General features: G+C 69.3%; 14 protein-coding genes. 11 read left to right on the top strand and 3 right to left on the bottom strand.

Features of this window, described 5'->3' with window-relative positions:
- Positions 1 to 63 precede the first annotated feature (63 nt).
- The 5 genes from BMW85_RS31330 (at position 64) to BMW85_RS31310 (ending at position 5,479) form a co-directional block, all read left to right on the top strand.
- Positions 64 to 990, top strand: coding sequence for an SDR family oxidoreductase (locus BMW85_RS31330; protein ID WP_177240968.1), 927 nt, complete (start codon positions 64 to 66; stop codon positions 988 to 990).
- A gap of 10 nt (positions 991 to 1,000) precedes the next feature.
- A complete protein-coding gene (locus BMW85_RS31325; protein ID WP_091088994.1) occupies positions 1,001 to 1,885 on the top strand; it encodes an amidohydrolase family protein in 885 nt (294 codons plus the stop codon).
- The gene (locus BMW85_RS31320; RefSeq protein WP_091088640.1) at positions 1,882 to 2,340 is read left to right on the top strand and encodes a MaoC family dehydratase; all 459 of its coding nucleotides are present in this window, start codon (positions 1,882 to 1,884) and stop codon (positions 2,338 to 2,340) included. The genes BMW85_RS31325 and BMW85_RS31320 overlap by 4 nt, the downstream gene beginning before the upstream one ends.
- A gap of 155 nt (positions 2,341 to 2,495) precedes the next feature.
- Positions 2,496 to 3,848, top strand: coding sequence for an MFS transporter (locus BMW85_RS31315; protein ID WP_091088638.1), 1,353 nt, complete (start codon positions 2,496 to 2,498; stop codon positions 3,846 to 3,848).
- Positions 3,849 to 3,862: 14 nt separating this feature from the next.
- Positions 3,863 to 5,479: an acyl-CoA synthetase gene (locus tag BMW85_RS31310; RefSeq protein ID WP_091088636.1), complete on the top strand. Its 1,617-nt coding sequence runs from the start codon at positions 3,863 to 3,865 to the stop codon at positions 5,477 to 5,479.
- A 281-nt stretch (positions 5,480 to 5,760) separates the two neighbouring features.
- On the opposite strand, the gene BMW85_RS31305 is transcribed toward BMW85_RS31310, so the two are convergent.
- Positions 5,761 to 6,705 carry a C45 family peptidase gene (locus tag BMW85_RS31305; protein ID WP_091088634.1) on the bottom strand — a complete coding sequence of 315 codons (945 nt, stop codon included), beginning with the start codon at positions 6,703 to 6,705 and terminating at the stop codon, positions 5,761 to 5,763.
- A gap of 1,612 nt (positions 6,706 to 8,317) precedes the next feature.
- A complete protein-coding gene (locus BMW85_RS31295; protein WP_143082452.1) occupies positions 8,318 to 8,860 on the bottom strand; it encodes a hypothetical protein in 543 nt (180 codons plus the stop codon).
- Between the two features lie 140 nt (positions 8,861 to 9,000).
- Here BMW85_RS31295 and BMW85_RS50520 point away from each other — a divergent pair, with 140 nt between their 5' ends.
- From BMW85_RS50520 to BMW85_RS31270, 5 genes are all read left to right on the top strand, one after another.
- Positions 9,001 to 9,402, top strand: coding sequence for a hypothetical protein (locus tag BMW85_RS50520; RefSeq protein ID WP_218155995.1), 402 nt, complete (start codon positions 9,001 to 9,003; stop codon positions 9,400 to 9,402).
- Between the two features lie 166 nt (positions 9,403 to 9,568).
- Positions 9,569 to 10,282, top strand: coding sequence for an ABC transporter ATP-binding protein (locus BMW85_RS31285; RefSeq protein WP_091088628.1), 714 nt, complete (start codon positions 9,569 to 9,571; stop codon positions 10,280 to 10,282).
- Positions 10,279 to 10,968, top strand: a complete 690-nt coding sequence (locus BMW85_RS31280) for an ABC transporter permease (RefSeq protein WP_091088626.1) — start codon at positions 10,279 to 10,281, stop codon at positions 10,966 to 10,968. Before BMW85_RS31285 ends, BMW85_RS31280 begins: the two co-directional genes overlap by 4 nt.
- Positions 10,969 to 10,972: 4 nt before the next feature.
- A complete protein-coding gene (locus tag BMW85_RS31275) occupies positions 10,973 to 12,073 on the top strand; it encodes a sensor histidine kinase (RefSeq protein ID WP_091088624.1) in 1,101 nt (366 codons plus the stop codon).
- Positions 12,073 to 12,669, top strand: a complete 597-nt coding sequence (locus BMW85_RS31270; RefSeq protein ID WP_091088621.1) for a response regulator — start codon at positions 12,073 to 12,075, stop codon at positions 12,667 to 12,669. Before BMW85_RS31275 ends, BMW85_RS31270 begins: the two co-directional genes overlap by 1 nt.
- A 46-nt stretch (positions 12,670 to 12,715) precedes the next feature.
- Here BMW85_RS31270 and BMW85_RS31265 read toward each other — a convergent pair whose 3' ends face one another.
- A complete protein-coding gene (locus tag BMW85_RS31265) occupies positions 12,716 to 13,912 on the bottom strand; it encodes an RNA-guided endonuclease InsQ/TnpB family protein (protein ID WP_091088619.1) in 1,197 nt (398 codons plus the stop codon).
- A gap of 24 nt (positions 13,913 to 13,936) precedes the next feature.
- Between BMW85_RS31265 and BMW85_RS31260 the strand changes: the two genes are divergently transcribed.
- The gene (locus BMW85_RS31260; protein WP_091088617.1) at positions 13,937 to 14,119 is read left to right on the top strand and encodes a type II toxin-antitoxin system Phd/YefM family antitoxin; all 183 of its coding nucleotides are present in this window, start codon (positions 13,937 to 13,939) and stop codon (positions 14,117 to 14,119) included.
- The last annotated feature ends 318 nt before the right edge of the window (positions 14,120 to 14,437 follow it).

Raw genomic sequence — 14,437 nt, 5'->3', positions numbered from 1 at the left:
ACGGCAGTCACATAAGTGCCATAGGTTCGGCGATGTCACGCTTCCCAGCGAAAGGTGAGCTGCATGGATCTGTCGGGCAAGGTGGCCGTCGTCACGGGCGCGGGTCGTGGCCTTGGGCGCGCCTACGCCGAGGCGCTGGCGGCGGCCGGGGCGGCGGTCATCGTGAACGACCTGGACGGCGATTCGGCGGCCGGAGTCGCCGACGGGATCATCGCGGCGGGGGGCAGGGCCGCGGCCGTCGTCGCCCCGGTCGGCCCCACCGAGGCCGCCGAGCGGCTGGTCGCCGCGGCCGTCAAGGAGTTCGGCCGGCTTGACGTGATGGTCACGAACGCGGGCATTCTGCGGGACCGGGTCCTGTGGAAGATGTCCGACGAGGACTTCGACGCGGTGATCGACGTGCACCTGCGGGGCACGTTCACCTGCGCCCGGGCGGCGGCGGTGCGGATGCGGGAGCAGGGGACGGGCGGACGGCTGATCCTCGTCGCGTCGCCGGCCGGTCAGCGCGGAAACTTCGGCCAGACCAACTACGCCGCCGCCAAGGCGGGCATCGTCGCCATGGCCCGGACCTGGGCGACGGAGCTGGCCAGGGCGAACATCACGGTGAACGCGATCGTCCCGGTCGCGGCCACGGAGATGACCAAAACGATCCCGGCCTTCGCCCCGATCATCGAGGAGTCGGAGCGGACCGGGCGGCCGTTCCCGGAATGGCTGCGCAGGGACGAGGGCCTGGGCACGGTCGAGGACGTCGCCTCGCTCGTCGTCTTCCTCGCGTCCGACGCCTCCGCGGAGGTGACGGGTCAGGCCATCGGCCTCGGCGGCGACCGGCTGGCGCTCTGGTCCCACCCCGGCGAGAAGGCGGTGGCCTACGCCGACGGCGGCTGGACGGCCGACGCGATCGCCGCCTCATGGCGGACGGGCGTCGGCGCCGACCCCGAGACGTACGGCGTGCCCGCGCCCAAGGTCCCCGGACAGAAGACGGCGGAGAGCTGAGATGCCGCACATGAACGTCGGCGAACTGGTCGCGATCGACGTGCACACGCACGCCGAGGTCTCCGCCGGCGGGCACCCCTCGCTGAGCGCGGAGCTGTTCGGCGCCTCGGAGAAGTACTTCAAGGAGCACCCCAGGCCGACCATCCCCGAGATGGCCACCTACTACCGCGAGCGCAAAATGGCGGCGGTGGTGTTCACCGTCGACGCGGAGCACGCCACCGGCCACCCTCGCATCTCCAACGAGGAGATCGCCGAGAGCTGCGCCCAGCACGCCGACGTGCTGATCCCGTTCGCCGGTGTCGATCCGTGGAAGGGCCGGGCGGGCGTCCGCGAGGCGCGTCGGCTCGTCGAGGAACACGGCGTGCGCGGCTTCAAGTTTCACCCCAGCATCCAGGGCTTCGCGCCCGACGATCGCATGGCCTATCCCCTCTACGAGGTGATCCAGGAGCTCGGCGCGATCGCCCTGTTCCACACGGGCCAGACGGGTATCGGCGCGGGCGTTCCAGGCGGGGGCGGAATCCGGTTGAAGTACTCCAACCCCATGCTGGTGGACGACGTCGCCGTGGACTTCCCCGACCTGAAGATCGTGCTGGCCCATCCGTCGTTCCCCTGGCAGGACGAGGCGCTGGCCGTCGCCACGCACAAGCCCCACGTCTACATCGACCTGTCCGGATGGTCACCCAAATACTTCCCGCCGCAGCTCGTCCGGTACGCGAACACGCTGCTGAAGGACAAGGTGCTCTTCGGGTCGGACTATCCGGTGATCACCCCGGATCGCTGGCTCGCCGACTTCGGCAAGCTCGAGATCAAGCCGGAGGTCCGTCCCAAGATTCTCAAGGACAACGCCGCACGCCTGCTCGGGCTGGGTGCGGAGGAAAGGACGACACGGTCATGACCACGACGGTGCACGGACTCGGCGAGATCAAGGCGCTCGCCGGGGCGGACCTCGGTCGCAGCGAATGGCTGGAGATCACCCAGGAGCGGGTGAACACCTTCGCCGACGCCACCAACGACCACCAGTGGATCCACGTCGATCCCGAACGGGCGAAGGAAGGGCCGTTCGGTGGTCCGATCGCCCACGGCTATCTGACCCTGTCCCTGGTCATCCCGCTCTTCACCGAGTTGCTGGACATCCGGGGCGTGAAGATGAGCGTCAACTACGGACTGGAGAAGGTCCGCTTCCCCAGTCCCGTCAGAGTCGGCGCCAAGATCCGCCTCGCCGCCGCCGTGGCGTCGGTGGACGACGTCCCCGGTGACGGCGTCCAGATGCTGCTCGACTTCACCGTAGAGATCGACGGCTCTGCCAAGCCCGCCTGTGTCGCGCGCGTGATCTACCGTCACTACGCCTGACCGGGCGAGACGTACGGCCCGCGCCCGGCGCGGCGAGCGCGGGCACCCCGCCCCCGCCCATATTGGGCAAAGTATTGACGTCCGTTATAGATCTGCCTAACCTCCGGGGCAAGCAAGCGAGAGTTTCAGCTCGCTCCCGGACGAGGAGCTCGGTCATGCCGAACCTGCCAGTCACATCCCCCAACCGAATCCAGCTCCGACGCGCGGTCGCCTCAAGCTTCCTGGGCAGCGTCATCGAGTACTACGACTTCCTGCTGTACGCCACCGCCTCGGCGGTGGTCTTCAGCAAGGTCTTCTTCTCCTCTCTCGACCCGCTCACGGCGACGGTCGCCAGCTTCGGCACCTTCGCCACGGGCTACCTGGCCAGGCCGCTCGGCGGAGTGATCTTCGGCCACTTCGGCGATCGACTGGGCCGCAAGCGCATGCTGGTGGTGAGCATGACCCTGATGGGCGTCGCCAGCTTCCTCATCGGCCTGCTCCCCACCTACGCGCAGATCGGCGTCCTCGCGCCCATCGCACTCGTCATCCTCCGGATCCTGCAGGGCGTCGCGGTCGGCGGTGAATGGGGCGGGGCCGTGCTGATGTCCGCCGAGCACGCGACCAGCCGCCGCGGACTGTGGGCGAGCTTCACCAACGCCGGAGCCCCCTTCGGCATGGTGCTGTCCACCGCGGCGCTCGGCGGCACGGCCGCCGTCCTGGGCGAGCAGGAGTTCCTCAGCTGGGGCTGGCGGGTGCCGTTCCTGATCAGCGTCGTCCTGCTGGCGATCGGCCTGTTCGTCCGGCTGCGGGTCGAGGAGACCCCGGTGTTCAAGGCCGCCGCGGACCGCGGCTCCCGGGCGCCGCTGCTGGACGTGCTCCGCCATCACCCGAGGACTCTCCTGCTCGGTGTGGGCGTCGGCCTGTCCGCCTTCGTGGCCCAGGGCACGCTGACCACCTATCTCATCGCCTACGGCGTGCGGGCCGGCTTCCCCCGGCCGGACGTGCTGAACGGCCTCACGCTCTCCTCGGCGCTGGCCGTCCTGAGCATCATCGGATGGTCGGCGCTGTCGGACCGGGTGGGACGCCGCCCGGTCGTGCTGGCCGGCGCACTGGTCATGGCCGTGTTCGGCTTCGCCCTCTTCCCGATGGTGGACACCGGCAGCGTCGCCGCCCTCACCATCGCGCTCGTGCTGGGCCAGGCGGTCATCCACCCGATGATGTACGGCCCGCTCGCGGCGCTGTACACCGAAGTCTTCGCCACCAGGAGCCGCTACACCGGAGCCTCGCTCGGCTACCAGCTCGCCGGCCTCGGCGCCGGCCTGGCCCCGCTGCTGTTCGCACAGCTCGACGCGTCCACCGGCGGCGGAGGGACGATGATGATCTCGGTGATCGTCGCTGCCTGCTGCCTGCTGACGGTGGTCTGCCTCCTGGCCCTGGGCGAGACCAGCCGCCACGACCTGGCCACGGTCGCCCCGGCGGTGCCCGAGACCGGCCGGGTCGCAGACCCGGCCGAGCCGTCCTCCACCTGACATAGGAGTCACCGATGCGTAACGCCGGACTGGGCGGCTGGCCGGCCCGCCGGGCCCAGATGAGCCCGAACCGCACCGCCTTCGTCCACGACGGTCGGGAGGCCACCTACGCCCGGGTGCACGAGCGGACGACAAGGCTCGCGTCGAGTCTGCGCGGCGCGGGGGTGCGGGCCGGGGACCGGGTCGCCTACCTCGGCCCCAACCACGTCGCCTTCGCCGAGACCATGTTCGCCACGCACATGCTCGGCGGGATCTTCGTCCCGCTGAACTTCCGGCTGACCGCACCGGAGATCGCCTACATGATGGAGGACTCCGGCGCCTCCATCCTCATCTACGCGCCGGAGTGCGCCGCGGTCGTACGCGATTTTCCGGAACTTCCGGGACTGCGCACGGCCGTGGCGCTGGAGTCGCCGGCACCGGGGGAGCGGGAGTACGAGACCTTCCTGTCGGAGGGCGATGCCACGCCGATCGACACCCCGGTCGCACTCGACGACATCGCTCTCATCCTCTACACCTCGGGCACGACCGGACGTCCCAAGGGGGCGATGCTCAGTCACGCCAACCTGGTGTGGAACTGCTTCAACATCATGGTCGGCATCGACGTGGCGAGCACCGAGGTGACGCTGATCAGCGCGCCGCTCTTCCACGTCGCGGCGCTGAACCAGACGTTGCTGCCGACCTTCCTCAAGGGCGGCACCTCGCTGATCATGCCGACCTGGGACGTGGACTCCTGCTACGACCTCATCGAGAAGCACCGCGTCACCTGGATGTTCGGGGTCACCGCGATGTTCGCCGCCTTCGCGCGGTCGTCGCGGTGGGCCGACGCCGATCTGTCCTCGCTGCGGACCCTGATGTCAGGGGGAGCGGCGATCCCGGTCGCGTTGATCCGCACCTACCAGGAGCGGGGCCTGGTCTTCTGTCAGGGCTACGGACTGACGGAGACCTCTCCGGGCGCCACCTTCCTTGAGCCGGGCGAAAGCGTGCGCAAGGTGGGGTCGGCCGGCGTGCCGGTGTTCTTCGCCAACATACGCGTGGTCCGGCCCGACGGCACTGAGGCCGAGGTCGGCGAGGCGGGCGAAGTGCACATCCAGGGGCCCAACGTCACCCCCGGCTACTGGCGGAACCCGGAGGCGACCGCCGCCGCGCTGACCGAAGGAGGCTGGTTCCACTCCGGGGACATCGCCACCCTCGACGACGAGGGGCACCTGCACATCGTCGACCGGCTGAAGGACATGTACATCTCCGGCGGGGAGAATGTCTATCCGGCCGAGGTGGAGGGTGTGCTCTTCGAGCATCCGGCCGTGGCGGAGGCCGCCGTGGTCGGGGTTCCCGACGAGAAGTGGGGCGAGGTCGGCCGGGCCTTCGTCGTCCCCCGTGACGGCGTCGCCCTCACCGCGGCGGAGCTGGCGGACTTCCTCCGTTCCCGGCTGGCGAAATACAAGATTCCCGTCTATGTCGACATCGTGGACACACTGCCGAAGACCGGCTCAGGCAAGATCCTCAAACCGGAGCTGCGAACCCGGCTCCTGCCGCCCGGCGCGGCACCGCCCCGATCGCCGGCCACCACCTCTCCCGAACCCCAGGAGCAAAAACGATCAGCGCCGGGTATCCGCCCGAGGGGCAGGCCATGACGCTGGACGAGTAGGCGATCAGTGAGCGTGCTCGCACGTCTGCTCACTGATCGCCGCAGCGGGGGCGTTCACGAATAGGTCTGGCCTGGGGCGCAAGAGGGGTTGAGAAGATCACTTCCCGAGAAGAGAATGATCGCTTCCCGCGCAGGCAGCCCGGGCGCTGACCGTTCAGGGGGATTGCCACGTGGCAGGGCCAGCCGAGGGAGGGCTTGTCTGCGGTGGGTGAAGTCATGTTCTTGCAAGATCTTCGTGCAGGGGTGAGCAGGAGTCCGGAAAGCTTTTCAGCTGGCCCGGCCCAAGGTCACGGTGCGGGTTCCGGGTGTGAAGTCGCCGAAGGACTGTTGCCAGGACTCACCGGGCCAGTAGTACGTCACAAGGCCCTCGGCGGGCCGGTAGTGGGCGGTGTAGAGCGTTACCGTGCCCTGCTCGTCGACGGATCGATACAGCGGCGGCTTGAGCATCGCCGCCACGTCCGCGCCCGCGGCGCGGATGGCTCGCAGCCGCTCCTGCGTCCGCATGGCCCGCTCCTGCTCGTCGGTCACCGGCAGGTGCTGGTGATTGGAGGCGCAGGCGTCCGGTGCCACCGTCGGCGGCATATCCGGTCCCACGAACACCGTCATCGCCTTCTTGGGATCGACAAGGGTGAGGTTCTGGGGGACGGCGACCGGCAGGGACCGCAGCCTGTCGACCGCCGCATCGACGGTGTCGCACGTCTCCAGCAGGTAGCGCACGAGGATGAGAATGGCGAAGCCACGTCCGTAGACAGAACGTCCGCCCCAGGTGATCGAGATCGCGAGACCGGCGTCGTTCATCCCGTCCAGCAAGCCCCACAGCATGTCCTGCATCCCGATCACGGGGCGCAGGAAGCAGGAGGAGACGATGGTCCCCTCGCACTGATCGGGCCGCAGGTCATAGTTGCGCAGCAGAGTGCCGTTCTGGCCGATCTGGGTGCAGGACTGGGAGAACGGCCGCAGTGCCGCGTGGGTGAGGAAGACTTCCGCCTCGGGCCGGTCGAGTTGGCCGGCCAGGCGGTCCAGAACCGGGACCAGCTCCGGCAGGTGCGCACGGAACAGCACCCGAACACGATCCGCGCCCTCCGGAGTCCGGCCCTCCTCGGTCAGCAGGCCCTCCATCTCCTGCCACAGGGCCCGGGCGTGGGCGGCCCACCGCTCGTCGCCGCCGTCGCCGACCTCAATCGCCTGGAAGGTCTTGTGCTGTTGCCGCATGGCTGCCACTTTCCCTGTGAGAATCGGACGAGGTGAGGGCAACCTAGTTAATTGTGCGGGTAATTCACCAGGTGGCCGCCATCGGCGACGGCCAGGCGCTGGATCTGATGAAGCCGCTGAACGCGAGCGTGGCCGATTCCCAGTAGGCGAACATTTCCCGCGTAGCGAGTGCGTCGGCAGTACGCCGACCCTGGCTAGGACCACGGTAAGTACCGCAGCCTGGTACACGAGCTGCAGGTCCGTCCGCTCCTCGCCCGCTGCGGCACGGAACATGGTTCCGGTCTGGGCCGCCAATGGGGCAGTCTGATCGACATCCAGCGGCGTTCGCCCTGACGGCGCGCGGTCCGTGGTACTCCCGGCTGAGCGGCCTTCAGCAGGCTGCCCTGTCGTTCAGCATCGTGTTCGTCGTGCTCAGGTCGTGGCCGCGCTGGCGATCTCCGGCATCGCGATGTGAGGACCCTGACTACTTCACAACCGACGATCAGGTAGTTGAGTGCTGGACGGGCGTGGCCAAGGTCCACTTTGTCGTGTCCAAGCCCGGCGACAGCACGTTCCGGTCTCGCGTGACCTCGGACTCCCAGAGGCTGACGAACCTGGTACTCCTCGGGGGCGACTGGGGCCGTCGTCCGCGATTCTCGAGCTCATTCCGAAGGGAAGCTGAGAAGCCTGGAAAGGTAGGTCGACGCTCCCCGTCAGCCATGCGCCTGAATCCTGCGGCCGACTCGTCCATCGCGGCTCCGACCGCGGTCCGAGCCGCCTGATCCAGTGTGGCCGCTTCGTCCTTGATCGCATCGATCAGGCTCTCTCCTTCCATGTGCATGTGACTAGCGTGAGCAGACGACGAGCAGCGCGGCGGCCAGGCTCAGCCACGGGCGGGGTGTGCTCGGGGCCCGCCCAGCCGTATCTGCCGGCCCTGGTGATGCAGCACCACGGCGCCACCGCCTGGTGGCATGCCGCGGGGTGGCCTCGGCATTGACCGGCGTACCTCTGGTTCCCCCGTGAGATCGCCGCCGGCCCCCGCGGCCATTGGGGGTCGGTGAGCCCCGAACGCCTGGCCCTGCTGCAGCAGCTCACCACGGCCTACCTGCGCAGCGCCCTGACCTCCGGCGACCTCGCATGGCCCGACGCCCGCGCCGCCCTGGAATCGGCCCCCACTCCCTGGGCCGGATCGACGGCCAGCAGGCCGATCAATCGGCCTGATGGGTGCCGACCGGCTCGACATGACCGACGTCGTCGATCGGCACGCCCTGGGCCCGCAGGTCGCGTACGAGGTTGTGGAGGCCGGCCCGCTTGGGGTGCTGCACTCGACGCCGAAGTCGTTGATGTAGAGCATGGCAGAGGGGTCGGCGGCCCTGGTCCACAGGAAGGGGGCACGGCGAAGGCATTCGCGGGCGCGACTTCACCGTGCCGGCTGCCACCAGCGGGGAGTCCGGTACCCCTTCGAGATCGCGGAGCACCAGGATCGCGCGGCGCTCGGGGGAGTGGCGCTCCGGCACATCCACGCGCTCCACGTCCTGGCGCGACGGCAGTTCGTGCTGATCACCACTGCCGCTACGGCCGTTCTCGCACCTGCTCTGTTTCGCCGTGGTCGCGAGCATCGTGATCGGCGGGCTCAGCTCCAGGTCGCCCGCTTGAGAATCGCAGCGAGCCGGCTGTCGCTCCACTGGTCGAAGATGAGGATCTTCGACTTGGGCAGGTGCCAGATCCGCTCCTGATAGGAGACGCCGGTCCGCTTACCCGACTGCGTCGAGCAGCCGACGCGCCAGACGCGGTAGGTGGCCTTGTGTCCCGCGCCGACCGGGCGGAGACCACGGTCGACGAGCTTGCCGGGGAAGTCCTCCACGTAGCGCTTGTCGGGTGCGCAGGCCGCGAGCCCGTTGCCCGGGTGGTACGGCCCCTCGGGGTCGTAGGGGTTGCCGTGGCGGGCCAGGGAGATGCCCTCCGGCCCGACGAGGTAGAACCCACGGCACTCGACGGCGAGCCGGTCGCAGCCGCCGGTCTTGACGTGGATGCCCCACATGTCTTCTTTCCCGACTTTCCAGGTCTTGGGGATCTGGAGCGTCATGCCGCGGAAAGCCAGCGGCTTGGTCGCCACGCTCTGCGCGGGTGCGCCGGTGAACAGGAGGGAGGCGGTCACAACCAGGGTCGTCAACATGATCCCGAGGCTAGGGAAGCCCGCTTGTGGTTCGGCTGCAACGCTCTTGTAGCGCGCTCGAACGGCCACGCTGGGCTCCCAGCACCGTTCTTTCCGGGCCCTCTGGTCATTCGCCGGAGGTGAGCGCGTTTCGAGGAGCCTTGAAGAGCCTGCGCATCGAGCTGACCGGCCCCGACCCGTTCGCCGTCCTCGGCTCGCTGCCCGACTGGCTGGTGCCGCCCGGGCTGCCGAGCGAGCTCTCGGTGGACGACCAGCCCGGCGAGATGCCTGAGCGGTGGCCGGCGGACATGCGCCGCTGCGACCTGTCGGCCATGGCTCGCCGACCAGGCCCTGCGCACCGCGCCGGGCCGACGGACATCGCCCTGGCGGCGAGCTCCGGCGCCTACAATGCCGGCATCGCGGCCGGCGCCGCGCTCGGGGCACTGGTCCTGCCGCTCGCCGGGGCACGGGGCACCTTCCTCGCCGGCGGGCTGCTGACCGCCGCGTCCTGCGCGGTCCTCCTCGGCGGCCGGCTGCTGGGCGGGCACCGTCACCGGCTATGACCGAGGGCGCCCGCAGCCCGCTGAGCACGCTCGGGGGGTGGCGCGGAGTGCGTTGTGGTCCGGGCCCGGTCGCGTTGCCACATCCGCCCGGCATCACCCGGATGGAGGATGCCGGGCGACGCGATGGGTGATGTCGCGTGGGCCGCCGCGACGGGAGCCTTGAGGCATGGAAGCCATCGAGGTGACGGACCTGCGCAAGAGCTACGGGGACACCAACGCCGTGGACGGGGTGACGTTCACGGTCCACGCTGGGCAGACCTTCGGCATCGTCGGCCACAACGGCGCCGGCAAGACCACGACAGTGGAGTGCCTGCTCGGGCTGAAGCGGCCCGACGGGGGCACGCTCCGGGTGCTGGGCCGAGACCCGGCCCGCGAGCGGCGGGCCCTGGCCCAGCGGATCGGGGCGCAACTGCAGGAGAGCGCGCTGCCGGATCGCATCAAAGTGGTCGAGGCGCTTCGGCTGTTCGCCTCCTTCTACCACCGTCCGGCTGACTGGCGGCAGGTGATGGAGCGCTGGAGCCTGAGCCCGCTGGCCCGCAGGGCCTACGGCGACCTGTCCGGCGGGCAGAAACAGCGGCTCATGCTCGCCTTGGCCCTGGTCGGGGACCCCGAGGTGGTCGTGCTGGACGAGCTGACCACGGGCTTGGACCCGGTGGCTCGCCGGGAAACCTGGCGGCTGGTCGGCGACCTGAAGCGCTCCGGCACCACCGTGGTGCTGGTCAGCCACTACTTCGACGAGACCGAGGCCTTGTGCGACAAGGTGGCCGTCTTCGCCCGCGGCCGGGTCAAGGCCATGGGCACGCCGGACGAGATCATCGCCCGAACCGGTACCGCCTCCCTGGAAGAGGCGTACTTCGCGCTGGAAGGAACCACCCGATGAAGGCGTTCACGGCCTTGACGGTCACCGAGCTGAGGCTGCTCTCGCGCGACCCCGCCTCGCTGTTTTTCACGATGGCCTTCCCTCTCATGCTGCTGGTGCTCAAGCGCGGCGAGAGCGCCCCGGTCCCCGGCTACCTCGCGATGATCGCGGCCATCGGAGGCATGGGAGCGCTGCCCGGCATCGTGGCCGCCTACCGGGAGCGCAAGGTGCTCAAGCGGCTGGCGACCACGCCCGTCTCCCCCTTGCTGCTGCTGGGCGCCCAGCTGGTGGCGCAGGTCACCGCCGCCTTGGCCGGCTCGACGCTTCTGGTGGCCGCCGCGATCGTGATCTTCGGCGCGAAAGCGCCTGCGAACGTGCCGGCGCTGGCCGTCGCGCTCGTGCTGTGTTCCGTGATGGTCTGCGCGCTCGGCTTCGTGATCGCCGCGATCATGCGCAACACCAGGGGCGCCGGCCTGATCGGCATGCTGGTCATGTTCCCGATGATCTTCCTGGCTGGTGCGGCCGTCCCCCGCAAGGCGCTGCCCGACTCGCTGCGCCAGATCGGCGACTTCCTGCCTTTGACCCCGGGTGTGGACGCGCTGACCAGTGCCTGGGCCGGGACCGCCGCGTTCTTCCCGATGCTGATCCTGTCGGGGATAATCGTCGCGGGCACGGCGCTGGCCACGGCGTTGTTTCGATGGGAGTGACGAGGTGAACGTCTGGGAGGCGCGCTGGTTGCACGCCTTCCACCTGCTCTTCTACGCCTGCCTGGCGCTGGGGCTCATCTTGTCGATCGGCGAGCGCGCCGGCCCGGCCCCGGTGTCTTTGGTGGTGGCGGCGCTGATGGCCGGCTGGCACGGGTTCTTCGTCGTCCGCCGGCCGCACCTGCTCGGCCGGCTCCACCCCATGGCGCTCCACTTGGCCGTGCTATGCGCTCTCTACGTCGCGCTGGTGCTCACCGACCGCTCCTTCGACGTGGTCATCTTCGGACTGATGCCCCAGGCGTACGTGATGCTGCGCACTCCCTGGTCCTACGCCGGCGCGGTAGCGACGATCTTGTGCACCTTCGCGGCCAGGGACTACCTGGACGACCCCGGCGCCCTGTGGCGGCTTGCAGGCAGCTGCGGCCTGGTGGTGGCGATCGGCCTGTTCGTGACCTACGTCATGCGACAGAGCGCGCACAACAAGACGGTCGGGGTGCTGGAGGAACGGGCGAGGCTGGCCAGGGAGATCCACGACACCCTCGCCCAAGGGCTGAGCGGGATCATCACCCAACTGGAGGCGGCCGAGCAGGCCATGCCCGGACAAGGCGATCCTGACCTGACCTCCGTGCGCAGGAGAATCACGCTGGCCAAGGAACTGGCCCGCGACAACCTCCGCGAAGCCCGGCGCTCGGTGGACGCGCTGCGGCCTGGCCCCTTGGAGGAGGCACGCCTGGAGGAAGCGCTGGCGCAGGTCGCCCAGCGGTGGGCGAACGCCTGCGAGGTGAGCGCGACCGTGACGGTGGACGGCACCCCTCGGCCGCTGGCCGGGGAGGTGAGCGGCACTCTGCTGCGTGCGGCGCAGGAAGGACTGTCCAACGTGGCCAAGCACGCCCAGGCGGGCCGGGTGGCCATCACGCTGACCTACATGGACGATGAGGTGACGCTCGACGTGTTCGACGACGGCACAGGCTTCGATCCGAGGGCACGCGGTTCCGGCTACGGGCTGGCGGCCATGGGGGAACGTGCACGCGGCGTGGGTGGCACGCTGACGGTGGAGTCGGCGCCGGGAGAGGGGACCGCACTGTGCCTGCGCATCCCCTCAGGTTGATGATCGTCGATGACCACCCGGTGGTCCGCGACGGGCTGCGCGGCATGTTCGACCATGTCGGCGACATCGAGGTGGTCGCCGAAGCAGCCGACGGGTTCCAGGCTCTGGCCATGGCCCGGCGGGCGCGACCGCACGTCGCGCTCATGGACCTGCGCATGCCCGGCCTGGACGGCATCGGCACGATCGAGCGGCTGCGTACGGACCACCCGCAGATCAAGGTGATCGTGCTGACCACCTATGACACCGACGCCGATGTGACCCGGGCCATGGCGGCCGGAGTGGCGGGCTACCTGCTGAAGGACGCGCCCCGCGAGGAGTTGCACCGGGCGGTCCGTACGGCCGCGGCGGGCGGCGCCGTCCTGGCGCCGTCGGTCGCCTCCGCGCTCATCAGCAGGCCCGCGGCGCAAGAGCCGAGCCCACGCGAACTGGAGGTGTTACGGCTGGTGGCGCGGGGTGCGGCCAACAAGGAGATCGCCCGGGCTCTGCTGATCAGCGAGACCACCGTCAAAACCCATCTCAAGCACGTCTTCGCCAAGCTCGGCGTCGAAACCAGGGCCGCGGCCGTCGTCGTGGCGATGGAACGCGGGCTCCTTTGACGCGCTCCCCGGCCTGAGGGCCGGGGATGCAGCCCGTGCCGCGCAGTCACGCGGCACCTCTGTGGCTTCCTGCTTCGCTGACCTGTGCCACCGCGAGCGGTGGTCTTACCAGGTCTCCACAGGCGTTTAGCCTCTCCGCTCGTCCGGCGGTGAGGATGTTGATCGCGGCGTTCACGTCCCGGTCGTGGGCCGCCCCGCACGGGCAGACCCACGACCGGACGTTCAGCGGCATGGACTCGGCGAGCGCGCCGCACGTCGAGCACATCCTGGAGGAGGGGAACCACCGGTTGATCCGGTGGAAGGTGCGCCCGTACAGCGCGGCTTTGTACTCCAGCATGGCCACGAACGCAGACCAGCCCGCGTCATGCACGCTCTTGGCCAGCCGGGTACGCGCGAGCCCGTTGACCGCCAGGTCTTCCACGATCACCGTTTGGTTGTCACGGATGATCCTTGTGGATTGCTGGTGGTGGAACTCGCGACGCGCGTCGGCGACCTTCGCATGCTGGCGGGCCACGGCATGGCGGGCCTTGGCCCGGTTGTTCGAACCCTTCTCCTTGCGGGACAACGCCCGCTGAAGCCTCTTGAGCTTCTTCTCCGCACGCCGCAGAAAACGCGGAGAGCCGATCTTCCGGCCGTTCGACAGCACCGCGAAATGGCCCAGCCCAAGGTCGATGCCGATCTCGGTCTGTGCCTGCGGGAGGGGGTGTCCGGCGACGTTCACCACGAACGAGGCGAAGTACCGCCCAGCCGCGTCTTTGACCACCGTGACCGATGAGGGTTCGGCAGGCAGGCTACGGGACCAGCGAACCGCAACGTCACCGATCTTCGGCAGGCGAAGTCTCCCGCCTGGCGTGATGGAGAACCGGGCGTTCTTGGTGAACCGGATCGCCTGCCGGTTGTCCTTCTTGGATCGGTACCGGGGCGGGGCGATGCGGGGCCCCTTCCGCTTACCGGACAGGGAGGCGAAGAAGTTGCGGTAGGCGGTGTTCAGATCGGCCAGGGCCTGCTGCACCACCACAGCCGACACCTCGCCCAGCCAGGCGCGCTCAGGCGTTTGCTTGGCGGCGGTGATGACCTGCTTGGACAGGTCCCCATTGGAGATGTAGGGCAGCCCGGCCGCATAGGCGTCCTGCCGTGCGCGCAGCGCGTCGTTGAACACCACTCGCGCGCACCCGAACGCCTGGGCCGGCGCTTGACGCTGGCCAGGGGTCGGGGAGAGGCGGAAGGAGTACCGAAGCTGCACGGCACCAAGGGTACCATCGGTACCATGACTGAGCGTATGAGTGTTCGAGAACTCCGGGACAACCTCGGCCGCCGCGTCGACGTCGCCCACTTCACCGGCGAGCCGACCATCGTGGAACGTCACGGCGAGCCCCGCGCTGTGCTCGTCTCCTACGCATGGTGGGCCGAGCAGCGATACCAGGCGGGTCAAGGCACGCTCGCGCCCTAGCGGGCACTGCCGCGCGGGCCTTCACCCCCCGGCCTGAAGGCCGGAGCACTGGCCCGCGTTCTGGTAGCGCCGCCTACGCCGCTTGAACTGTCCGGACGAGGCTTTCCGGCGGGCGCGATCCCGCTCCCGACCTCCGGACGACCGCCCGTGAGGCGGGCGACGGCTCGCCACCCGGCGGACGCGGGGATGAAAGTTTCACGACATCTCATCGCAATGGGGCGAATGCCTCACGGTAGGAACCCAGGCGAAGCGCCGACAGCGTAGTCCCGGGTGGCGAGAGATTCGATCCACGTTCTTGACGCCGGGGCCTTCGTTGAT

Source organism: Nonomuraea wenchangensis (assembly GCF_900111685.1).
Lineage (GTDB): Bacteria > Actinomycetota > Actinomycetes > Streptosporangiales > Streptosporangiaceae > Nonomuraea > Nonomuraea wenchangensis.
The sequence above is the reverse complement of the archived record's forward strand: the minus strand, read 5'-3'. Positions and strand labels throughout refer to the sequence as shown.

Excerpts from the sequence above, each read along its gene's own strand:
- BMW85_RS31330 (WP_177240968.1), top strand. The coding sequence starts at position 64 with ATGGATCTGTCGGGCAAGGTGGCCGTCGTCACGGGCGCGGGTCGTGGC.
- BMW85_RS31325 (WP_091088994.1), top strand. The coding sequence starts at position 1,001 with ATGAACGTCGGCGAACTGGTCGCGATCGACGTGCACACGCACGCCGAG.
- BMW85_RS31320 (WP_091088640.1), top strand. The coding sequence starts at position 1,882 with ATGACCACGACGGTGCACGGACTCGGCGAGATCAAGGCGCTCGCCGGG.
- BMW85_RS31315 (WP_091088638.1), top strand. The coding sequence starts at position 2,496 with ATGCCGAACCTGCCAGTCACATCCCCCAACCGAATCCAGCTCCGACGC.
- BMW85_RS31310 (WP_091088636.1), top strand. The coding sequence starts at position 3,863 with ATGCGTAACGCCGGACTGGGCGGCTGGCCGGCCCGCCGGGCCCAGATG.
- BMW85_RS31305 (WP_091088634.1), bottom strand. The coding sequence starts at position 6,705 with ATGCGGCAACAGCACAAGACCTTCCAGGCGATTGAGGTCGGCGACGGC.
- BMW85_RS31295 (WP_143082452.1), bottom strand. The coding sequence starts at position 8,860 with ATGTTGACGACCCTGGTTGTGACCGCCTCCCTCCTGTTCACCGGCGCA.
- BMW85_RS31285 (WP_091088628.1), top strand. The coding sequence starts at position 9,569 with ATGGAAGCCATCGAGGTGACGGACCTGCGCAAGAGCTACGGGGACACC.
- BMW85_RS31280 (WP_091088626.1), top strand. The coding sequence starts at position 10,279 with ATGAAGGCGTTCACGGCCTTGACGGTCACCGAGCTGAGGCTGCTCTCG.
- BMW85_RS31270 (WP_091088621.1), top strand. The coding sequence starts at position 12,073 with ATGATCGTCGATGACCACCCGGTGGTCCGCGACGGGCTGCGCGGCATG.
- BMW85_RS31260 (WP_091088617.1), top strand. The coding sequence starts at position 13,937 with ATGACTGAGCGTATGAGTGTTCGAGAACTCCGGGACAACCTCGGCCGC.